21 protein-coding genes are annotated in these 23163 nt (G+C 42.7%); 8 read left to right on the forward strand and 13 right to left on the reverse strand.

The features are described from left to right. Positions 1-39: 39 nt before the first annotated feature. Together arcC and eutJ are read left to right on the forward strand one after the other, a co-directional pair. The gene (arcC, locus tag BQ7344_RS07150) at positions 40-972 is read left to right on the forward strand and encodes a carbamate kinase (RefSeq protein ID WP_072522023.1); all 933 of its coding nucleotides are present in this window, start codon (positions 40-42) and stop codon (positions 970-972) included. Positions 973-992: 20 nt separating this feature from the next. Next, on the forward strand, positions 993-1832 hold the full coding sequence (gene eutJ / locus BQ7344_RS07155) for an ethanolamine utilization protein EutJ (RefSeq protein WP_072522024.1): 840 nt from the start codon (positions 993-995) through the stop codon (positions 1830-1832). A gap of 68 nt (positions 1833-1900) precedes the next feature. Here the strand turns inward: eutJ and BQ7344_RS16165 are convergent, their stop codons facing one another. The 6 genes from BQ7344_RS16165 to BQ7344_RS07180 form a co-directional block, all read right to left on the reverse strand. Beyond that, positions 1901-2068: a hypothetical protein gene (locus BQ7344_RS16165; RefSeq protein WP_159431361.1), complete on the reverse strand. Its 168-nt coding sequence runs from the start codon at positions 2066-2068 to the stop codon at positions 1901-1903. Positions 2069-2373: 305 nt separating this feature from the next. Then, positions 2374-5403: a type I restriction endonuclease subunit R gene (locus BQ7344_RS07160; RefSeq protein ID WP_072522025.1), complete on the reverse strand. Its 3030-nt coding sequence runs from the start codon at positions 5401-5403 to the stop codon at positions 2374-2376. Positions 5404-5406: 3 nt separating this feature from the next. Then, positions 5407-6699, reverse strand: a complete 1293-nt coding sequence (locus BQ7344_RS07165; protein WP_072522026.1) for a restriction endonuclease subunit S — start codon at positions 6697-6699, stop codon at positions 5407-5409. Positions 6700-6701: 2 nt separating this feature from the next. Next, positions 6702-8483: a type I restriction-modification system subunit M gene (locus tag BQ7344_RS07170; protein ID WP_072522027.1), complete on the reverse strand. Its 1782-nt coding sequence runs from the start codon at positions 8481-8483 to the stop codon at positions 6702-6704. 253 nt (positions 8484-8736) lie between these two features. After that, positions 8737-10872 carry an anaerobic ribonucleoside-triphosphate reductase gene (nrdD, locus tag BQ7344_RS07175; protein ID WP_072522028.1) on the reverse strand — a complete coding sequence of 712 codons (2136 nt, stop codon included), beginning with the start codon at positions 10870-10872 and terminating at the stop codon, positions 8737-8739. Between the two features lie 172 nt (positions 10873-11044). Then, entirely contained in the window at positions 11045-11830 is a 786-nt protein-coding gene (locus BQ7344_RS07180) for a hypothetical protein (RefSeq protein WP_072522029.1), read from the reverse strand. A 128-nt stretch (positions 11831-11958) separates the two neighbouring features. Here BQ7344_RS07180 and asnA point away from each other — a divergent pair, with 128 nt between their 5' ends. After that, the gene (asnA, locus tag BQ7344_RS07185) at positions 11959-12966 is read left to right on the forward strand and encodes an aspartate--ammonia ligase (RefSeq protein WP_072522030.1); all 1008 of its coding nucleotides are present in this window, start codon (positions 11959-11961) and stop codon (positions 12964-12966) included. 180 nt (positions 12967-13146) lie between these two features. Further along, on the forward strand, positions 13147-13593 hold the full coding sequence (locus tag BQ7344_RS07190) for a CBS domain-containing protein (protein WP_072522031.1): 447 nt from the start codon (positions 13147-13149) through the stop codon (positions 13591-13593). A gap of 63 nt (positions 13594-13656) precedes the next feature. Here the strand turns inward: BQ7344_RS07190 and BQ7344_RS07195 are convergent, their stop codons facing one another. The 4 genes from BQ7344_RS07195 to BQ7344_RS07210 form a co-directional block, all read right to left on the reverse strand. After that, the gene (locus tag BQ7344_RS07195) at positions 13657-15096 is read right to left on the reverse strand and encodes a M20 family metallopeptidase (RefSeq protein WP_072522032.1); all 1440 of its coding nucleotides are present in this window, start codon (positions 15094-15096) and stop codon (positions 13657-13659) included. A 120-nt stretch (positions 15097-15216) separates the two neighbouring features. Continuing rightward, complete coding sequence (locus BQ7344_RS07200; RefSeq protein WP_072522033.1) at positions 15217-15993, reverse strand: amino acid ABC transporter ATP-binding protein; 777 nt, start codon at positions 15991-15993, stop codon at positions 15217-15219. Continuing rightward, positions 15977-16762, reverse strand: a complete 786-nt coding sequence (locus BQ7344_RS07205; protein WP_072522034.1) for an amino acid ABC transporter permease — start codon at positions 16760-16762, stop codon at positions 15977-15979. Before BQ7344_RS07205 ends, BQ7344_RS07200 begins: the two co-directional genes overlap by 17 nt. A gap of 240 nt (positions 16763-17002) precedes the next feature. Beyond that, positions 17003-17860, reverse strand: coding sequence for a transporter substrate-binding domain-containing protein (locus tag BQ7344_RS07210; protein ID WP_072522035.1), 858 nt, complete (start codon positions 17858-17860; stop codon positions 17003-17005). A 274-nt stretch (positions 17861-18134) separates the two neighbouring features. Here BQ7344_RS07210 and hydF point away from each other — a divergent pair, with 274 nt between their 5' ends. The 4 genes from hydF (at position 18135) to BQ7344_RS07230 (ending at position 21112) form a co-directional block, all read left to right on the forward strand. Beyond that, complete coding sequence (gene hydF / locus BQ7344_RS07215; protein WP_072522036.1) at positions 18135-19361, forward strand: [FeFe] hydrogenase H-cluster maturation GTPase HydF; 1227 nt, start codon at positions 18135-18137, stop codon at positions 19359-19361. 152 nt (positions 19362-19513) lie between these two features. Continuing rightward, positions 19514-20371, forward strand: coding sequence for a diaminopimelate epimerase (gene dapF / locus BQ7344_RS07220; RefSeq protein ID WP_072522037.1), 858 nt, complete (start codon positions 19514-19516; stop codon positions 20369-20371). Between the two features lie 53 nt (positions 20372-20424). Beyond that, positions 20425-20715 carry a nucleotidyltransferase family protein gene (locus tag BQ7344_RS07225; RefSeq protein ID WP_015541940.1) on the forward strand — a complete coding sequence of 97 codons (291 nt, stop codon included), beginning with the start codon at positions 20425-20427 and terminating at the stop codon, positions 20713-20715. Then, a complete protein-coding gene (locus BQ7344_RS07230; protein ID WP_072522038.1) occupies positions 20702-21112 on the forward strand; it encodes an HI0074 family nucleotidyltransferase substrate-binding subunit in 411 nt (136 codons plus the stop codon). Before BQ7344_RS07225 ends, BQ7344_RS07230 begins: the two co-directional genes overlap by 14 nt. Before the next feature lie 297 nt (positions 21113-21409). Here the strand turns inward: BQ7344_RS07230 and aroE are convergent, their stop codons facing one another. From aroE to BQ7344_RS16475, 3 genes are all read right to left on the reverse strand, one after another. Then, on the reverse strand, positions 21410-22276 hold the full coding sequence (gene aroE, locus BQ7344_RS07235; RefSeq protein ID WP_072522039.1) for a shikimate dehydrogenase: 867 nt from the start codon (positions 22274-22276) through the stop codon (positions 21410-21412). A 270-nt stretch (positions 22277-22546) separates the two neighbouring features. Continuing rightward, positions 22547-22729: a tyrosine-type recombinase/integrase gene (locus BQ7344_RS07240; protein WP_072522040.1), complete on the reverse strand. Its 183-nt coding sequence runs from the start codon at positions 22727-22729 to the stop codon at positions 22547-22549. 38 nt (positions 22730-22767) lie between these two features. After that, positions 22768-23139, reverse strand: coding sequence for a hypothetical protein (locus tag BQ7344_RS16475; RefSeq protein WP_235816067.1), 372 nt, complete (start codon positions 23137-23139; stop codon positions 22768-22770). Positions 23140-23163 lie beyond the last annotated feature (24 nt).

Here is a 23163-nt window from a genome sequence, read left to right on the forward strand (position 1 = left end):
TTCATTTACAGCAAAAATGAAAAGAAACGAGGAATCCATATGAGCGAAAAAACAGTTGTTGTTGCTCTTGGTCACAAAGCCCTTGGCACAACACTTCCTGAACAGAAAACGGCTACCCGTGAAGCAGCAAAAGCAATTGCAGACCTTGTTGAAGAAGGCGCAAATGTTGTCATTTCCCACAGCAACGGACCACAGGTCGGCATGATCCATACCGCAATGAATGAATTCGGAAAAGCACATCCGGACTATACCTTTGCTCCGATGTCTGTATGCTCTGCCATGAGTCAGGGTTATATCGGCTATGACCTTCAGAACGCGATCCGCGCAGAATTACTTTCCCGCGGTATCTACAAGCCGGTTGCAACTATCCTGACACAGGTTGTCATCGATCCATATGATGAAGCATTTGGCGAACCGGAAAAAATCATCGGACGAGTTCTTAATTCCGAAGAAGCTGAATCCGAAGAGGAAAAAGGTAACTTCGTTACAGAGACTGCCAAAGGTGAATACCGCAGAATCCTTGCAGCACCTAAACCGCAGAAAATTATCGAGCTCGAAACTATCCGCACTCTTGCAAATGCAGGACAGGTTGTTATCGCTGCCGGCGGCGGCGGAATCCCGGTTATGGAGCAGGGCATCGACCTTCACGGTGCAAGTGCCATCATCGAAAAAGACCTTGCCAGTGAGCTTCTTGCAGAAGAACTTGATGCAGATACACTTCTGATCCTCACCAGCGTCGAAAAAGTCAGCCTCAACAAAGATACAGACAATGAGACTCTGCTGGATACTGTTTCTGTGGACGATGCCAACAAATATATCGCAGAAAATCAGTTCACTGCAGGTTCCATGCTTCCAAAGATCGAAGCAGCCGTATCCTTTGCATCCAAAGGCAGCGGTCACCGCACTATCATCACCGACATCGCCCATGCAAGAGACGGTTATCGTGAAAAAACAGGTACAATCATCAAATAAACAGCATTGGAGCTACATACATGGAACTGAAAAACCGAACTTTATCTAATTTTGCAGAGCTGGTAGAATCCGGCGAATGCAAGAAATTCCGGGGACGCCTGAAAGTGGGTGTCGACCTTGGTACTGCCAATACAGTCCTTGCCGTTGTCGATACGAATAATCGCCCAATCGCAGGTATTTCCGCACCGTCTCATGCGATTCAGGATGGTGTGATCGTAAACTATTATGAATCCGTCCAGCTTGTCACCAGGCTCAAAGCAGAACTGGAAGAGAGACTTGGTGTTGAACTTCCTTATGCCGCTGCTGCGATCCCTCCGGGAGTTTCCGAAGGTAGCGTCAAAAGCATCGGATATGTACTTGAAGGTGCCGGGTTTGAAGTCACCAACATCGTAGACGAACCGACAGCCGCTGCTGCTGTGCTGAAGATCACCGATGGAGCTGTTGTCGATGTCGGTGGCGGTACAACCGGCATCAGCATCCTCAAAGATGGCAAAGTCATCTACACAGACGACGAAGCCACAGGCGGCAGCCATATGACTATGACCGTTGCCGGACATTACCGCATCCCATACGAAGAAGCCGAAGTCCTCAAGACCACTCCGGAAAAAGAAGACGAAATCTTCCCTGTCATCAAAGCCGTAATCGAAAAAATGGCTACGATCACAGAGAAATTCCTCCACGGATATCAGGTTCCGGCAGTTTATGTCGTTGGCGGTTCTGCAAGCTTTCGTGAATTCACCACTGTATTCGAAAAGAAGCTCGGCCTTCCGGTCTACCGCCCGGTTCATCCGCTTCTCGTAACACCACTCGGCATCGCTTATTACTGCGATCTGCCACCGGTAACACCTAAGAAAAAATAATGCATACAAAAACTGACGCACCCGTAACGGTACGTCAGTTTTTTACCTTAACTAACTTCCTGTAAACCTTAATCCTGCAAACTCTCACGAACTCTTTTTAACTCCCGTTCAAATTTTGCAAGCATTTTGTCATACTCTTTGTTTTTCAGCATCTCAATCTGTTCTTCCAGTTTAATCTCTTCCTTGCGCAGCTCATCTTTAAACTGAATATCGGTTGGCATATCATAACCCTCCATACAATCCCACCTTTCTGATTATCTGTGAACAATTAGTTCTGACTGTTATGTAATCATTATAGTGGATTCTTCATTTTCTGTAAACTCTATTCTTATGTCAAGGTACCTATTATTTTCCGGATTCTGCAGTTTGGAAATCTGAGAGAAATTCTCAATGAATTTTAGAATTATATGTTCTATTCATACTTTAACAGGCATTTACAGGAATTGCAAATAGAATCGTTCAACAAATTTCAGCAAGCCCGCGCAATAACAAACAAGAAAAAAGAGAATCCGACATTTCCTGCCAGATTCTCTCCTCTTATCTACTCCGTAACTTCTTCATTTTTCAATTCATCAAACATTGCCTGCGCCAGTGCATTCATGATGGCGCGATATTTTCCTGCATCCTCAAACAACTTCGTATATGTTTCCGTACTTTCAACATATGCTTCCTGTGCCGCATCATCGAACAGCTGCGGAAAAATGTTCCTCGCAAAGATCTGGCGGCCATCTGTTTTTGCAGCTCGCCTCAGTTTTTTGTTATTTTTCAATTTTTCGTGCAACGCAGTAATTACAACCTTATCCCCTTCAGTAAAGTTTCCTACATACTGCTGGTTGATTTTCTCAATGACCTGCTCCAGTGGACTGAGGGTTTCCGTCATTTTTACAGGCTTTTTCAACTTGGCAGGTTCATAAACACCCTTTTCTTCTTTCACAAGACCAATGGAACCTTCATAAGTTTTTTCAAGATTGTAATACTCAAGTTTCACTCTGTCACCAAGGTCAAACGGCATTGTTGGATCAGCCGGCAAAACCTTCGCAAGGTAAGAACAAAAGATATATTCATCATGCATCTGTTTATCAAACATACGGACGATCTGCGTAATATATCCATACCATTTCACAAATGACCTGCAGAGTTTACGTACCTGATATCTCTGCTCCTGATTCAGTGCGTTGTACTTCTGCTGAATCGGTAACAATGCATTTGTTATCGCTGCCTGAATCTTATTCGCCTTACGTTTATCTTCATCGAAATAGATTTTATTTACCTTTTCAATGTCAGCATCATCATAGATTTTAAAAGCACGCAACATCTTTTGTGTCTTGTAAATCAAGTCAGTATTGATTTCCTGAGCCAATGATGTTTCCTGATAGAACGGCTGGAACGCTTTCAAAATATCTTCTTTTGTATTCACAAAATCAATGATGAACGTATCCTGTTTATCTGGGTGTGTACGGTTCAATCTGCTCAGTGTCTGAACAGCTTTTACACCACGCAATTTCTTATCGACAATCATTGTATGAAGTAATGGTTCATCAAATCCAGTCTGATATTTCTCAGCCACAATCAGAATATTTCCTTCATCATGAAATACCTGTTTTGTCTGTGATTCATTCACACCGTTCAGCTTGCTTTCAGTCCATTCAACATCCTTCTGGTCATCTGGGTCTTTGATAGAACCAGAGAACGCAGCCAAGATTTCCACATCATGATAACCATTTAATTCCAAATAGTTCTTAATCTCATGATAATAACGAACAGCAGCAAGTCTCGATGATGTTACAACCATCATCTTTCCTTTTCCCTTGATTTTCTGCTTCGTTACATTACGGAATGTTTCAACAATAATCGCTGATTTCTGCTGAATGTTATACGGATGCAGCTCTTCGTATTTCTTGATTGTCTTCAATGCCTTTGACTGCGGAACATCAGGATTATCCTTTGTGTTCTTCGCAATCTGATAGCACGTTCTATACGTTGTATAGTTCTGAAGAACATCCAGAATGAATCCTTCTTCAATTGCCTGACGCATCGAATATACATGGAATGGATGATAAGAACCATCATTCCATTCTGTACCGAACATCTCCAATGTTGCACCCTTTGGTGTTGCTGTAAACGCAAAGAATGAAAGATTCTTATGTCTTCCATGAGCAATCATCTCACGCACCAGACGGTCATTGTCATCCAACAATTCATCTTCGGCTTTCCCTTCCAGTTCTGCATACTCTTTCAGAGCATCCGATACATCCGCAAGTGCAGCCTTCAATTTCATTGCAGAGGAACCAGTCTGTGAAGAATGTGCTTCATCTACGATAATCGCAAATCGCTTATCTGTTGTATCATCCACTTCTTCATAAATGACTGGGAATTTCTGTAATGTTGTTACAATGATTCTCTTTCCGGCGTTCAATGCGTCCTTTAAATCCTTAGAGGATTTCTTTTCATCAATCGCACACACACTGCCGAGTGTATGGTCGAACCCTGTGATTGTTTCCTGTAACTGTGCATCCAGATTACGTCTGTCAGTTACGATAACAACAGATGTAAATACAGGCTCATTATCATCATTATGCAAGGATGCCAGACGATACGCTGTCCATGCAATAGAGTTTGATTTTCCTGAACCAGCTGAGTGCTGAATCAGATAATTGTTCCCTGAACCATTCTCACGCACATCAGCAATCAGCTTACGTACTACATCCAGCTGATGAAATCTAGGGAAAATCAGACGTTTCTTTGTAACATTCTTTCCATCTTTCTTTTCGGTCTTCACCTCAAAGCTGATGAACTTCTGGATAATATCCGGCAAACTGTCCTTCTGTAATACGTTTTCCCAGATATAAGATGTCACATAATTATCATCTTCTGCCTGTGGATTACCTGCACCACCGTCATTTCCGGCACCGTTGGAACCCTGATTGAATGGCAAGAAATATGTATCTGTACCTTTCAGTTCCGTAGTCATCCACGCTTCATATAAATCTACTGCAAAATACGCCAGAATACGATGATTCAGCCAAAATGCAGGTTCCCTCTGGTCACGGTCATACTGCCACTGCAATTTTGCATTGTCTACCGTCTGACCTGTCAGCTGATTCTTTAATTCAATCGCAACCACTGGAATACCGTTGATTGCAAGCATCATATCAACTGAATTGTTGTTCTGCTCTGAATAGTGCCACTGTCTGATACACTGACACACATTCTGCTCATATCTTTTTACAGCAACATCATTTAAAGTGGATTCAGGCTTGAAATAGCAAACCTTAAAATCCATTCCACGATGTTTAAATCCATGTCGCATGACAGACAGCAAGCCATCCATCTGTACGGCATCTTCAAAACATTTATAAAACTTCTTGTATGGGTCAGAGTTGCACTGCTTTTCAAAACGCTGCCACTGGGTAGGCTGGGTTGCTTTCACAAACCCAACCAATGTATGAATATCCAACGCCATACCAGAAGATGAGGTATATCCAGCATCTGTTGCCTTTTCATATCCACCAGCAGGTGAGATAAGAAAGGCTTCGATATTGGATTCAAACTGTTTTTCATCTTCAGCCATAGCTTATACCACCCTTCTCTTTCCTGTTACCACTTCGTAAATCAGTGATTTCTTGTATGCTTCAAGGTCATTGATAAGAGATTCTTTTTCAGCAATGAGGGAATCACATTTATCAGTCACCTTATCTAAATGATTTACAATAATATCTTGTTTTGACAACTGCGGAATAGGAATACGCATTTGTGCAATAATTTGTTGATTTATATTAGGGTCTTTCCTTGTTCCAACAGCATATTTCATCCAGTATTTTCGCACAGCCATTATTACATAATGTAAATAATCAGGATTAAGCACTTTTTTATCAGAAACGATTGAACAAATTGCCTGATTAGTTGCGCATTCAACCTCTAAAATACCTGACTTTCCAATAGTTCCTGAACCACCGTACATAGCCACACATACAGTCTTAACTGGCATAATAGAACAACTTGAATTTTTTAATGCTGTTTCTGTTATTTTTTCAGAACTATCAGTTACATGACCATTATTCAAATCTAATGTTCTAACCCATCTTATTACTGCATTGTCATAATATTCTGTTTCTTTACTTCTCAAAGGAGTAGCTCCGCTTGTTGTCCAAGCGACACGATTAATCTTAGCAATGTTCCAATCAACAGGAATTTCACCAATCCACTCAACACCCGAATCTTTCATCTCAACATTCTTATCAAGACCTTTTGTCACTGCTTCAAAAATCACAGACTGTTTCAGTTCCTTATGTTCATCAATACTTGCCTTTGCTTCTGCAATGATTTCATCAATTTTGGAACAAGTTTCGTCCAAATAATCGGCAATGGCTTGCTGTTCAAATATATCTTCCGGAAATGCTATATAAGAATTATTCATACTCTTCATTGTAATAAAACTCATAGTTGTTTCGTGTACATCCGACTTAATCGAATCCGATAATGCTATTAAATAATAGTACGCAAATCTTTTGCTTAAATTATTTAACAATTTAGCTTTCCATATATGATAATGATATATTACTTTTTCGCCGTTCCAAATATATGGACCATATGACATTGACCATGCATATAGCAAATCGCCATTATAACAATATTTATCATCTTCTAATTCGAGATTTGATGAATACCATTTAGGATTAGAAAAAAAATTTCCAACACGCAATATTCTGTATTTACCATCTTCTTCAAATTCAGTATCTTTAAATGCTCTCCCGTTTATCAAAGAAATCACATATTTCTGTTTGCAACAAACCCACGAACTTGGAATATTACCAATCCACTCAATACCTGTATCTTTCATTTCTGTTTCAGGTCTAATCATTGCCATAATCATTCACCCCCGAACAAATCATGCAATTTCGCCATCAAGCTCTTTTCATGTTCTTCAATACGTGCTGCAATCACATCTGATGGTTCAATCTGCTTATATTCATAAAATGTTCTGGTGAACGGGATTTCATATCCTACTTTTGTTTTGGCTTTATCAATCCAAGCCTGCGGATTATACGGAATGACTTCACGTTCAAAGTAAGCATCAATGTCTTCTGCAAGTGGTACATTCTCTGTATCACGCTTTGATGTATCAGCTACAGGCTTCTTTTTCTTCATGACAACATTGCCATCTTCATCCAGCTGAGGTGTTTCCACTACAATCTTATTATAGCCAAGGTCAATGGCATCCATGACCTTACTCTTTACAATGATTGCATTGTCGTTTTCATCCACACCATTGTATGTACCATCTACATAAGCACCATACGCTTCAATAATCAAATCACGGCAAGCCTTTGTAATGTCTACGTTCTTTGAACCGATATTCTTACGTCTTGCTGAACAACAAGCAGATGCATCAATCAGCTGTACTTTGCCCTGATGTGTCACAGGCTTATTCTTCATTACAATCCAGATATATGTTGCAATGCCTGTATTGTAAAAAGCATTGTTTGGCAGCTGTACAATCGCATCCAGCCAGTCATTCTCGATTAAATATCTACGAATCTCAGAAGGACCGGAACCAGCGTCACCGTTGAATAAAGACGAACCGTTCTGGATAATTGCCATCTGACCATCATCTTTCAGCTTCGCAAGACCGTTCAGCATGAACAGAAGCTGTCCATCACCTTTTGCCGGCAGTCCCGGTGCAAATCTTCCGGCTATGCCTTTCTTAAATTCCGCTGTAACCTCTTTTTCCTCACGTTTCCACGGAATACCAAAAGGTGGATTGCTGATAATATAGTCAAACTTATATCCGCTGAACTTGTCATCAGACAAAGTATCACCGAACTGCATATTGTTAGGGTCACCGCCACGGATAAGCATATCAGCCTTTGCAATACCGAATGTAAATGGATTGAACTCCTGACCGAATACAGTAACGTCTGCATCCGCATCCATCTGTTTCAATCTTTCTTCCATACAGGTAAGCATCTGAGATGTTCCCATGGTCATATCATAAACTGTCTTTGAGATACCGTCTCCTGTAAATGCTGATTCATCACCAGCCACAAGAAGGTCACTCATCAGATAGATGATGTCACGGCTTGTGAAATGTGCTCCGGCTTCTTCGTTATATGATTCAGAAAATCTACGAACAAGGTTTTCAAACACATATCCCATATCAACCGCACTGATTTTCTCAGGTGAAAAATCACCCTTATCTGTACAAAAATCAGAGATTACCTGATACAGAAGGCCAGCTTCTTCCATGTGCTTAATCTGAGCATCAAAATCCATACGTGCAAGAATATCCTGTACATTCTCGGAAAATCCATTCAGATACGCCTTGAAATTATCTACGATACTTTCCGGATCCGCAATCAATGTCCTGAATGTAAACGGACTTGTATTATAAAACTGATAACCTGACGCTTTACGCAGAAAACCATCTTTTACAGCCAGTTTTTCCACTTTTTTATATGTATCAAGAACTGCCTGATGTGTTGGTAGCAAACAATCATGGAAACGCTTGATTACTGTCATCGGCAGGATGACAAGACCATATTCATGCGGTTTATATGCTCCTACAAGATCATCTGCAACAGACCATACAAGGGCTGCTGTATCGTTAGAATTTTTATCAACGCTTGTAATTAACTCATCACTATTCGCCATTATAAATATCTCCCCGTATTTTATATAGAAGTAATATTTTCTTTCGTACCATTTATAAAAAAATAATTCCTTTTCGTATAAATTAATACCAGACATTAATTTACATTTTTCGACAAAGAAATTATATCATAATTTCTCCTGCTTCATAACACAAAAAGTTCCCAACGCAAGAAAATCTCGCAGTCCAGGAAAAATCCGAACACAAAAAAGAGAATCCGACATCTCTTGCCAGATTCTCTCATTACTTCTATATTTACATCGATTTTCTTTCGGCGATCTCTGCCATCTTTGCCTCATTCAGTCGTGTATCACCATGCACACGGCTGTAGGAAAGATAACCGTTCATACGATCGATCTTGGTCAGGTTGCGGGAGCCGCATACCGGGCAGACGTCCATCTCAAGTTCCTGATGACCGCAGTCGTCACAATATGCCAGAGAAAGATTGACTCCCTCATAATATCCGAGGTCCATTGCTCTGCGGATCAGTGTCCGGATGGCTTCTTTATTGTAGCCGATCGGATAACGTACATACTGGATCTTACCACCATTACAGAGTTCCCAGAAGCGTCCTTCCAGATCCTGTTTCTCGATTGGAGTCACATCCTCTGTTACATGGCAGTGGAAACTGTTGCTCACATACGGTCTGTCGGATACGCCTTCTACGATTCCGTACATCTTGCGGAACTGCTCAACCTGCAGACCGCAGAGACTCTCAGCCGGTGTGCCGTAGATTGCATAGAGGTAACCATCCTCCTGCTTGAACTGGTTTACCTTGTCGTTGATATATTTCAGTACTTCCAGCGCGAACTGACCGTCCTCACGGATAGATTTGCCATTATAAAGCTCCTGCAGCTCATTCAGTGCGGTGATACCAAAGGAAGCTGTCATCGGTTTCAGAAGTTTGCCGATCTTTTCGTTCGGTTTCAGATGTCCGCCATAGAAACCGCCCTCACAGTATGCCAGTGGGTTCGTGGATGCACGCATCTGACCCAGGTATTCATACGTACGGATATGCAGGTTACGGATCATCTGTAAATAGAAATCCAGCACCTCATAAAAATCTCTGCTCTCCGCTCTTGCTTTTGCAAGGATCATCGGAAGATGAAGGCTGACTGCACCAATATTGAAACGTCCGACAAATACCGGCTTATCCTGATCATCTGCCGGATACATGCCGCCCCGCTCATACCATGGGCTTAAGAAAGCACGACACCCCATAGGGCTGATCACCTTGCCGTACTGTTTGTACATGCTGGCGATATAGCCTTTACCGGTAAGAGAAAGCCAGTCCGGATACATGGTCTTTGCAGAACAGTCTACACCGGCCTCAAAAATATCTTCACACGGTTTGCCCGGTCCGTGAAGGTTTTCATCATAGAGGAAAACAATCTTCGGAAACAGTACCGGTTTCTTGTGGCCTTTCTTGCCCTGTCCGCCCTTGTGCACTTCAAGAAGAGAAATATTACACATCTTCTCGAACTGACCGGTTCCGAGGCCGAGTGTCACAGTAACAAACGGATAGTCTCCACGGGAAGAACCTACGGTATTAAGCTTGTACTCAATTCCCTGCCATCCCTGGTCAAAGTCTCTGCGCACCTTATCCAGTGCGTACTCGATTGCTTTTTCTTCTCTGCCGCTCCAGCTCTCATCAGCATATTTCAAAAATTCACTGATATATTTGTCATAGCTCTTCTGCGCATAAGGTCCGAGGATCTTATCCACTTCCGGTACAGTAAATCCACCATACTGCTGTGCCGCTGTACTTAAGATGATATCTCCCATAACATCAAATGCGGTATCCAGAGTCTTTGGTTCGTTGTACCAGACATTTCCCATCTCAAATCCGCCACGCAGGACTGCACCCACATCAAACAGACAACAGTTCATCGTATCCAGACGTGCAGACTGGTCATGAATATAAATATAACCGTCCTTACATGCCTGCAGTTCATTGCGGTTCATAAAGAATTTTCTGTAAAGTTCCTTATTCAGTTCGTTAAAGATCAGGCTTCGCTTTGTAGCTACAAGCGCACTGTCTGTATTGGCATTGCTCTTGTCACCGATATAACGGATTGCCTGACTCTTGGTATATACATCATCCATCATATGGATGAAATCAAGTTTGTAATTGCGGTAATCACGATAACTCTTGGCAACTGCCGGGTTTACACGCTCCAGAGCGCCTTCTACGATATTGTGCATTTCCTGGATCTCAATCTCGTTTTTGCCGAGGGAATCTGCATGCTCCTGCGCAAAACGGCAGATAAAATCCTTCTCCTCTTGAGAAAATGTATAAAGAATTCGTGCGGCTGACTTGTTTACCGCTTTCACTATTTTCTGTGGATCAAATTCTTCTCTTGTTCCATCTTTTTTGATTACATAGATCATACCTTGTCTCTCCTGTTTGCTGCTTTTATGAGGTTTCTTGCTCCCCATTACTTTCTCCCCATATATTGTGTTGCATATGAGAGTATAGCACAATATCATGTGAAATAAAAGAGTGAATTTCAGTTTTTATTGTCTGAAATCTTACCAAAAAAGAATCAGTTAAAACACTATTTCAGTTTACCCATTCCATCAGATAGATGCTTGCATTTGGATCATCTTCGGACTGCACCTCGATCGTATCACCCTCATCCAGCATCACAAGCAAGGTGTCATCGCCTGTTTTCAGCGGATAACGCTCTTTTTTCGTTCCGTCTTTGGAAGTAACTACAACCACTGCTTTCTCATCAATGGTATAGATTCCGTATCTTCCTGCTTCGATCTGCACACCTGCTGTTACCGGACCATTCCCGGCTGCAAGTGAATAAAACATATATCCATCATCATCCTGCTCGGCAGAAAAATATGTATCCAGCTCTTCGGTATCTGTATATGTATTCCCACTGTCCGACTGGCTGTTCACAACATCCTGAATCATGTCTTTAAAATCGCCAAATGCCGGTGCAAGTGACATCACAAGAATAAAAAGTATCCATACCCATACAAATTTCGAACGTTTCTTCGGCTTTCTGGTGTATCTCTCCGTCGTTCCGGCAATATTTCGCGGCGCAGACATCTTCTGCATTGCATCCTGACGGATCTTTTTCTGCTGGTCCTGAATTGCCTGTCTGGATACAGTTGTCCGGCCGGCCGCACTCTTCGCAGCACCGTTCATTCTCTTCGGTGTGTCCTGCGGTCTCTGCTGTTCGCGCATGATCTTACGCGCCTTATCAGACGCATGCTGGTAATGATCTCTTCGGCTTTCATTCAAATGATATAAAATCTCATCGTTACGGTACGGCATACCACAGTCTTTACATCTTCCATTCACAACAGATCCGTCACATAAAGGACATCTCATAGACAACACCCCCTCATCTTATCGCTGTATGTATTATTGTAGCCTTTTTCCATAAATCTTACAAGGTTAAAATTGCAATCCCATATTTTTCTTGCTATAATGTTTCTATTAAATTTGAGGAGGCTATTATGGAACAAATTAAAATTCCTGCCGGCTATCATTCAGATCTGAATCTGCATGATACGCAGGTTGCAATTAAAACAGTCAAAGACTTTTTCCAGCAGACTCTGGCTCAGAAGCTCAATCTTCTCCGTGTTTCTGCTCCGGTTTTTGTATCCCCGTCATCCGGCCTGAACGACAATCTGAATGGTGTGGAGCGCCCGGTAAGCTTCGACATCAAAGGTCAGGACGAAAACGCTGAGATCGTGCATTCCCTTGCAAAATGGAAACGTTATGCACTTAAGAAATATGGTTTTGCTCATGGTGAAGGACTTTATACAGATATGATCGCGATCCGCCGTGACGAAGATCTGGACAACATCCATTCTGTATACGTTGACCAGTGGGACTGGGAGAAGATTATTACTAAAGAAGAACGCACTATGGAAACTCTGATCAACACGGTACGTTCTATCTACAGTGTTCTTCGCAAAACAGAGAAATACATGGCTGTACAGTATGACTATATCGAGGAAATCCTTCCGAAAGAGATCGCTTTTGTTTCCACACAGGAACTGGTTGACATGTATCCGGATCTCACTCCGAAGGAAAGAGAATACAAGATTGTCAAAGAAAAAGGTGCGGTCTTCCTTATGCAGGTAGGTAAGACCTTAAGCAATGGTGAACGCCACGACGGACGTGCCCCGGACTATGACGACTGGGAACTGAACGGCGACATTCTCGTTTACTACCCGGTACTGGATATCGCTCTTGAACTTTCTTCCATGGGTATCCGTGTAGACGAGAAAACACTCGACCGCCAGCTTACAGAGGCAGGCTGCGATGACCGCAGAGAGCTTCCATTCCAGAAAGCAATCATGAATAAAGAACTGCCATATACTATCGGCGGCGGAATCGGACAGTCCCGTATCTGTATGTTCTTCCTTCGTAAAGCACACATCGGCGAAGTTCATGTATCCTTGTGGCCGGAAGAAGTCACAAAGACTGCTGCGGAAGCAGGAGTAAATCTGCTGTAATCAGGGCATAAGCCGACAATTTGCCATAAGACCGACTTTAAAACAGTCCTTCTATAGTAAAAATTCACCAAATTTTAATAATTGAATTATTGACAGACTGGTACCTTCATACTATCATATCAGTAGCAACTGACCTGAACATTTATCAGTGAACATACAAGAAAGACAGAGGTACCAACTGTGAATATTTTATTTTTTCTGACACCCAAAAGCGACGTAGCCTATATATTTGAAGACGAGACCCTGCGACAGACTGTTGAAAAGATGGAGCACCGCAAGTTCTCCTGTATCCCGATTCTGAATAAAGAAGGAAAGTACACCGGAACGATCTCCGAGGGAGACCTCTTATGGGGAATCAAGCTCCTCAATATCAACAGCACTGATCTCAAAGAAATGGAAAATGTTTCGATCATGGCGATTCCGCGACGTGCCACTTATAAGCCGGTACATGCTGATGCAGATATGGAAGACCTGCTGGACCGTGCCATCAATCAGAACTATGTTCCTGTCGTCGATGACAAGGGATCCTTTATCGGAATCATCACCCGTAAAGAAATTATCAAATATTGCTACAAAGAAATGAAAAAATTAAGTGCCCTGCACGAAAAGCAGGACACATCCGAATAATAAAAGAAGCCGGTTTCCCGTGTATTCATATACATCAGGAAATCGGCCTTTTTGTATCCAGATTTAATCCGGAATTACCGGTACGGCATCTGCCGGAATCGGGCATACGAATCCGGATTTTGTACGTTTTTCAAACTCTGCTCTTGCTTCATCCAGAAGATTGTGATCTTCAAACAGATCGATTGCAGTTGCTGCAATCACCTTACCCGCATGGATTACTGCTTTGTGTCCAATCTCGGTGCAGTCACAGGAAACATTCTGCCAGCTGTGTCCCGGGCATCCGTTCGGCCATGCAGCCACATGGATCTGTGCCGTTGGTGTCAGCCAGCTTACATCACCAACATCGGTAGAACCTGCATTGAACGCATCCTTCTGATAGAGTGGTGCAAGGAATGCATTCATTGCATGACCATACTCCTTCTGCATCTTTTCTACCGCTTCTCTTGCCGCCTCATCGTTTTCGGCTGCCACTCCCGGAATTGCGCTGTGATCATAAGTTTCTGCCAGCGCATCCGCATATTTATTTTCTTCTTCGGTATACTGCGGGACACCAAGCTCCTCAAAGTTTTTATAAAGAACGCGCTCCAGCGCAAAGTTACTTACCGTGTCTGCCAGACCGTCAATAAATTTTTTCTCAAAAGTCGTCTCTGTCATAAGAGCCGCACCTTCGGCAATCTTGTCCACACGTTTCTGAAGCTCCACAGCTTCTGCCACATGATTGGAACGCACCATATATAAAACGCTCGCCTTTGGCTGTACAACATTCGGACTGCATCCGCCGGCATCTGTGATTGCATAATGGATGCGTGCCTTACTGCTCATATGCTCTCTCAGGAACTGTACCCCAATATTCATAAGCTCCACTGCATCAAGGGCGCTCCTTCCCATCTCAGGCGCTCCGGCTGCGTGAGAAGCCGTTCCTGTAAACTTGTACTGCGTCTGAATGCAGGAGTTTGAAGAACCGGTTGCTACCTCATTGACATCTTCCGGATGCCAGGTAAGTGCTGCATCCAGCTTTTTCCAGAGACCGTCACGCGCCATAAACGCTTTTGCCGCGCCGCCCTCTTCACCCGGGCATCCATAAAGAATCACAGTTCCTTCCATTTCATTTTTTTCCAGATATGCTTTGACGCCAAGTGCCGCCGCAAACGCACCGGCGCCCAGAAGATTGTGTCCGCATCCGTGACCATTTCCGCCTTTCTGGATCGCTTTACGCTCAAGCAACCCTGCTTCCTGTGAAAGTCCGGAAAGTGCATCATACTCTGCCAAAATGCCGATATACGGACGACCATGTCCGTAGGATGCCGCAAATGCAGTCTCGATATTACAGGTTCCACGCTCTACCTCAAAGCCCTCTTTTTCCAGTGCTTCGCAGTAAGCGGCTGCGGATTTGAACTCCTGCAGGGAAAGCTCTGCAAATTCCCAGATTTTATCGGCGATTCCTGTAATCAGATCGCGCTTTTCCTCAATTGTCTGCAATGCAGACTGTTTTTCTGCTGTCATAGTATCGTACCTTCTTTCTGTAGATTAAAAACCAATCGGATAAGTCCGTTTCATACTTTATGACTTCCTGTTGTATAAACTCAAAAAGGCAACCAGAATTTTCCGGTCACCTTTTTTATTTTACAGCACCTTAGATAAAAATTCCTGCAGACGCGGATTCGTCGGATTTTCGAAAATTTCCTCCGGTGTTCCATCTACAAGAAGTTTACCGTCTGCCATAAAGAGCACACGGTTTCCTACCTCACGTGCGAATCCCATCTCATGTGTTACAACCACCATGGTCATGCCTTCTTTGGCAAGCTCTTTCATAACATCCAGAACTTCACCGACCATCTCCGGATCAAGAGCAGAAGTCGGTTCGTCAAACAGCATAACGTCAGGCTCCATCGCAAGGGCCCTTACGATTGCCACACGCTGCTTCTGACCACCGGAAAGCTGGATCGGATATGCATTTGCACGGTCAGCAAGACCGACACGGTCCAGAAGCTCCAGTGCTTTTTTCTCCGCTTCTTCTTTTGAAACACCCTTTACTTTCATCGGTGCAAGTGTCATATTATCCAGGATCGTCATATGTGGGAACAGGTTAAAATGCTGGAAAACCATGCCCATCTTCTGACGGAGGCTGTCGATGTCCAATTTTACTTTCTTTCCGGAAGCATCGACATATTTTTTCTTTGTGATATCTACGCCGTTAAAAATGATCTCACCGTCTGTCGGCTCTTCAAGGAGGTTCAGACTTCGGAGAAAAGTAGATTTACCGGATCCGGAAGGTCCGATCACTACCATAACATCACCTTTATTAATATCTGCGGTTACACCATCCAGAGCCTTGATCGCGCCTCTGTGATAATGTTTCTTAAGGTTTCTTACCTGAATCAGACTATCGCTTGTCGCCATGGCTCATTCTCCTTTCAAAATATGCAATCAGTTTGGAGGTCGGGAAGCACAGACAGAAATAAATTGCTGTCGCAACAAGCAGCGGCTCGATGATGATAAAGGTTGCTCCCTTGACTGCGTTTACGGCAGACATGATATCCTGAACACCGATGGTATAAGTGATTGCAGATTCCTTGATGATAACAACGAATTCGTTTGCGATTGCCGGAAGGATATTTTTGAGTGCCTGCGGAAGAATGATATAGCGCAGGTTCATAGTCTGGGAAAGCCCCAGAGAACGTGCAGCTTCTGTCTGTCCCTGATCGATAGACTGGATTCCGGCACGCATGATCTCACAGAGATATGCACCGGAGTTCATGCCAAGTGCAACAACACCCGGGAAAAAACGGTTGAACTTAATAAATCCAAATATCTGGAAAGACGGAAGATCGATCATTCCGAACACACCGTAGTAGATAATAAAAATCTGTACCAGTACCGGGGTGGAACGAAGTATTTCTACGTAAGCAGTTGCTATAAAAGAAAGGGGATTGAATTTGGACAGCCATACCAGCGGTCCTCCCTCTCTCAGATGTCCATTACGGTCTACCGCAAGGGCACGGAACGGACGAATGTTTGACATACGCATCAGCGCAAGGATCAGCGCAAGTACAAAACCGATGGCAACCGTAAACATTGACAGCAATACGGTTACAAGGAGGCCCTGTCTGAATAACTGTGCATATGGGGCAATTTTGCCAAAATTGGATAATTTAATAAAACTGTCCATAAAAACTCCTTTCATGATATCGTTAATTCTTATGTATTATAGCAGAAAATAACGGACAGATAAACAATAATCCTCTGTCACAGGTTACTTTTATCCACCATATAAATATTACCTTGGAACGACAATATGGATTCCTGCCACCAAACGGGCAGGAATCCATTATTTATGCCAAAGTATGCGAGAGAAGCAGCCAGTGGCGGGCTCTCTGTATCACTTTATATGACTCAAAATCGGTCTGGATTATTCAGCGTCGTCTGCTTCCGGAACTGCGCCGTTTGCGTCCAGTGTTCCTTCATATGTCTGACCTGCTGCAAGCTCTGTTGCATCTGCGATGAATTTGTCCATGGAACCATCATCAAGAGCATCTGCGATTGCTTCGTTTACAGCTTTGAGAAGTTCTTCATTTCCTTTACAAACACCGATTGCAGAACCTTCTGTATCATATGGTACGTCGCATACGATCTCAAGATCCGGATAGTTTTTCTGATAGCTTTCTGCTACAGCTGTCTCAATGAATGCGCCATCCATTTTACCTGTCAGAAGCTCTGTGATAAGGTCTGTAACCTTCGGCAGAGATACGATATCTGCATCCGGAGTATTTTCGTTTGCAAGATCAAGCTGGATAGAACCGGTCTGTGCTCCGATAGAGTAATCTTTGTTGTTTGCATCTTCAAGAGTCTTGAACTGATCAGCTTTGTCTTTTACTGTTACGAAAGACTGTCCGCCCTTGTAATACAGATCTGAGAACTCCATAGCATCTGCACGAGCCGGGTCCGGTGAAAGACCTGCCATGCCAAGGTCAACGTTTTTCTGTGAAAGCTCGCTTAATACACCGTCGAAGTCCATCGGAACTACTTCCAGTTCCAGTCCCATCTTGTCTGCGATGTACTGAGCCAGATCCATATCAAATCCGGAAAGTGTCGGGTTGCCATCTTCATCGATTGAATAAAATTCATATGGTGCGAAGTCCGGGCTTGTTGCAACTGTAAGCTTACCATCTGTAACAGTCTCTACCTTATCATCAGCCATTGCCGGAACTGCCATAGAAACAGCCATAACTGCACCAATCATAATTGCTGTAATTTTCTTTAAGTTCATCTTCTCTTCCTCCTCGATTTTCACTGAGAATATTTATGCATGAAAATGCATAATTTCTTTTCATTTTTCTTATTGTATCATACTATTTCAAAATTACAAGCACTACTTTCTTTTATAAGTATACAAATTTTTTTATGCATTCCCTTTTTACCTTGTTAAAACGCCCAAAGTCTTATATAATAAGAAATATTCTTTCATATTTTATTGTGTTAAATTTCTGTTGTTCTGGAATTTTGGCTGTCACTATATTGACAGATATAAGGGGGACTGCTCTATGGGAATGAATCAGACACCCGCATCCGAACGGGTACATATCAGTTTTTTCGGAAAAAGAAATGCCGGAAAATCAAGCGTCATCAATGCCGTGACCGGGCAGGATCTCGCCATCGTTTCGTCTGTCCGGGGTACAACAACTGATCCCGTATATAAGACCATGGAACTTCTGCCGCTTGGCCCTGTCATGATCATTGACACTCCCGGGATTGACGATGAGGGAGAACTTGGTGCACTTCGCGTCCGCAAAAGCTATCAGGTACTGAATAAAACCGACATTGCGATTCTGGTTGTCGACAGTACGACCGGTAAAGGTGAAGAAGAGCTTGCTCTGATCCACCGCTTTCACAAAAAAGGAATTCCATATCTTGTCGTATATAATAAAATTGACCTGCTTTCCGGCGAAGAAATCAAAGATCTTGCCATGTCCGTCCGGCCAGGTGAAGTTCTGGTCAGTGCCGCAGATGGCATGAATATTCAGGAATTAAAAGAAAAAATCGCCACGCTGAAACCTGAGGGCACGCATAAATATCCGCTTCTTCAGGATCTGATTGAGCCACTGGATCTCGTCATTCTTGTTGTCCCAATCGACAAAGCCGCACCAAAAGGCCGTCTGATCCTACCGCAGCAGCAGACGATCCGCGATATTCTGGAACGGGGAGCGCTGTCGCTCGTTGTGCGGGATACCGAGTTAAAAAGTACTCTGGATCATTTTCTGGCGCAGGGTGTCTGTCCGAAGCTGGTCGTTACAGACAGTCAGGCTTTTGCCCGTGTTTCAAAGGATGTACCGGAAAATATCACTTTAACTTCGTTTTCGATTCTTTTTTCAAGATACAAAGGCGAACTGGAAACACAGCTTGAAGGTGTTGCCGCACTTTCTTCCATTCAGGACAACGACCGCATTCTGATTGCAGAGGGCTGTACACACCATCGCCAGTGCGGAGACATCGGAACCTGCAAGATTCCGAACTGGATTCGGAACTATACAGGAAAGAAACCTGTATTTGAATTTACTTCCGGCACGGAATTTCCTGACGATGTTTCTTCCTATAAAATGGTTGTTCACTGCGGTGGCTGTATGCTGAATGAACGCGAAATGAAATATCGCATTGCCTGCTGCCACGATCAGGGTGTGCCGATCACAAACTATGGTCTTTTGATCGCGCAGGTGACCGGAATTCTGAAAAGGAGTCTCGGACCATTCCCGGAGATGCAGAAACTTGTTTAAGGTTTGTTTATATTCCGTTTCTAAAATGACCGGGAAAATTTTAACTTGGTTTCACAAAGACATAACATTTTGGGGTTATACTGGAAACTCGTAAGAAAAAAGGGAAGTATTATATCAGGGAGAATATTAATTTAAATAGGAGGATTTATTTTATGAAATTTACAAAAATGCATGGTATCGGCAACGATTACGTATATGTAAACTGTTTTGAGGAGACCGTCTCCAATCCGTCTGCTGTCGCAAAATTTGTCAGTGACCGTCATTTCGGTATCGGTTCAGACGGCCTGATCCTGATCAAACCATCCGACATCGCAGACTGCGAAATGGATATGTATAATCTGGACGGTTCTCAGGGCGCCATGTGCGGAAACGGCATCCGCTGTGTCGCAAAATATGCCTACGACTACGGCATTGTCAATAAGACAAGTATTTCCGTTGCCACAAAAAGCGGAATCAAATATCTTGATCTTACTCTCGGCAAAGATGGTAAGGTTGCCCTCGTAAAAGTCAATATGGGCGCACCGATTCTGACTTCCAGACAGATTCCTGTTGTTTCTACCAAAGAACAGGTAATCAATGAACCTCTGCATGTGGATGGCGAAACTTACCATATCACTGCTGTCTCTATGGGAAACCCACATGCGATCGTATACATGGATGAGCTGAAAAACCTTGACATCGAAAAACTCGGTCCGAAATTCGAAAATCACATTAATTTCCCGGATCGTATCAATACCGAGTTTGTAAAAGTCATTGACCGCCATACACTCCAGATGCGTGTCTGGGAACGCGGTTCCGGCGAGACACTTGCCTGTGGTACAGGTGCCTGTGCAGTCGCTGTTGCATCCACCCTTAACGGACTGGTAGATGAAGACAAGCCGGTTACCGTAAAACTGCTTGGCGGCGATCTTCAGATTCTGTGGAACCGCCAGGAAAATCTCGTATACATGACCGGTCCGGCAACTACTGTGTTTGACGGGGAGATTGATGTATCTTCTCTTGAAAAATAGAATAAAATTTTATATACTTTCTTAAACAGGTCATATCATCAGGAGGCAGTTGAATGAAGTATAATTTACCGGACAGAGTTTTTCGGGAACTCTCTGCACTGGCCCGTAAATATTCAATTACAAAAATCATTCTGTTCGGTTCCCGTGCAAGAGGAACAAATACCGAAAGAAGTGATATTGACATAGCTGTATATGGTGGAAATTTTGAAGATTTCTATTGGGATGTTAAAGAAAAAATAAATTCTCTTTTGATTTTTGATATAATTCAGGCTGATTCTCAGATTTCAGATGAACTGAAAAAAGAAATTAAAAAGGACGGTGTCGTAATCTATGAAAAAACTTGATAATTTTTCAAATTGTCTGTCCATACTGAAAAACGCTGATTTTAAATTAGCCGAAACTAATGACATTTATCGTACAGGCATTATCGGCCAATTTAATTTATCTTTTGAACTTGCACGGAAAGCTCTGCAGGAAATTATGAGACTACATGGTGTACAGGGCTCTGATACCGGTTCTCCAAGAGAGATTCTGCAGCTTGCTTATAAAGTTGGCTTTATAAATGATTCGTCTGTCTGGCTATTAATGTTAAAGAAAAGAAATACATCTGTCCATATATATAACGAAGCTGAAATTGATGAAATGATCATGCTGATACGCGACAGTTTCCTGCCAGCTTTTACCGATCTCAAAAAGACTCTGCAATGCAAACTGGCAGAAGCAGAAAGTGACTGGGATTAATGGAACTCTGATTATTTTAGAATAATTCTTCACAGAGCGGCTGTGCTTCAGCTCCCCTGCCCCCTCATTCATGAGGGGATAAGGGGTTTCTTTTTTATTTAAAATACTTCATAATATGTGGACAAGATACCTGCGCATGGCAAAAAACGTACCCGGTTATTCTTCGGATTCAAAATGGCAACATTAGATTTTCAAAAGCTATTAGATTACCAATAGCTTAGATTCGTATGCTTCAAATAAGAAAACAGCAGGATTCTTCTCTCATATGGAACAGATATCCTGCTATTCTTATAATTTTTATGAAAAATATTTCTCTTTGATGATCTCTACCGGCATATCTTCTCCGGTCCAGAGCTTGAAGGAAGCAGCTCCCTGATACAGAAGCATGTACATACCGTTTCCGGTCTTGCAGCCGGCTTCTTTTGCTTCACGGAGAAGTCTTGTCTCCTGCGGATTATAGATTACGTCAAATACAAACAAATCTTTGTGGAACATGCTGGTATCAGTGATGATTGTTCTGTCCACATTCGGCGCCATACCTACGGAAGTACCGTTTACAAGGATCGCACTCTCTGCGATGGATGCACGGAGGATTTCCGGATCATCGTAATCATGCAGAGTAACTTTGCACTCTGTCCGTTCATTCAATTTGGCAACGATTTCTTCTGCTCTGCTGAAGAAATTGTCTCTTACGTTGAATACGTTGATCTCAGCCACGCCATCCAGTGCAGCCTGTACAAGAATTGCTGTTGCAGCTCCGCCGGCACCGAGAAGTGTCATCTTTTTACCGATGATGTCGACACCATTTTCGGCAACCGCTCTCATAAATCCAACGCCGTCTGTCGTATAAGCTGTCAGTACACCATTGTCGTTGACGATCGTATTACATGCTCCGGAGATCTCGGATGCAGGAGATACTTTGTCAGCAAGTTTGCACATGATGTTCTTGCCCGGCATGGTAATGTTCCAGCCTCTGGCTCCCATTGTGCGAAGTCCCTGAACAGCTTCCGGCATTTTATCCTCCGGTACGTCAAATGCAAGATATGTATAATCCAGCCCGAGCTGATCGCATGCTTCGTTGTGCATTTCCGGGGAAACGCTGTGTGCAACCGGGCTTCCAAGTAAACACAATAATCCGGTGTGTCCTGTGATATGTTTTGACATAATCCATTTTCCTTTCCGCGTGTAAAAATTGGGCGATTTCCTCTCGCCTCTACATGTGGTTTATTATACACGATTTAAAGTGATAAAGCAAGGCTGTGTTTTATCATGTTTCGTCAAGTGCCAAAAAGCCTTTAAAATCAATGGTTTGCGGATTTCTGAGCAATTTTTATATTTCGTCTGGTTTCATCTTTTTTCTTTCATTTGGTATAAAATTTGGTATAAAATTGTATTTAAAAAGCCATGCCCAATAGTAGGGAATGGCTTTGATTATCACATCACATTTTCCAGTTTTTTCATTTCGTTCTGTACTCGTATTTCATCAACATGATTGTAGACCTCCATTGTAACTGCTATATTTGAATGCTCCATGATTGTTTGCAAAACTTTTACATCCATGCCGGACTCCGCACATCTGGTGCAAAATGTATGTCTTAAGATATATGGATGTGTCAAATATAGGACAAAAAAATTTTATTTTTTTCTACCGAAGACTATCTGACGCTTCCATCAGGTAGTCCCAGCACCTTTATTATCTTCTGATAAGTCATTCTTGTCCTGCTCAAGTTATCTCTGTTCTGAAAAATATCGTCAAAATTCCATTCGATTTCAATTTCATCCTGACTATGAACACGGACCACCTTGATAATCTCACGCAACTTCTCTGTATCGAACTTCTGAATTCCCAAGAAATCTTTTAGTTTTATTTTATCAGAAAGTTCATTTTGTTCAATAAGCTTTTTGCTATTCTCTGCATCTTCTATCTTTCGTTTTATTTCATCCAGCCGTACACTTATCTTTTCAGCTCTCTGCTTATGCGAATCGCGCTCCATACGACCATCTTTGTAATCATCATAGAGTTTCATCCTTTCCGAGGTCAACTGTCGGCT

This window comes from Blautia sp. Marseille-P3087 (assembly GCF_900120195.1).
Lineage (GTDB): Bacteria > Bacillota > Clostridia > Lachnospirales > Lachnospiraceae > Blautia_A.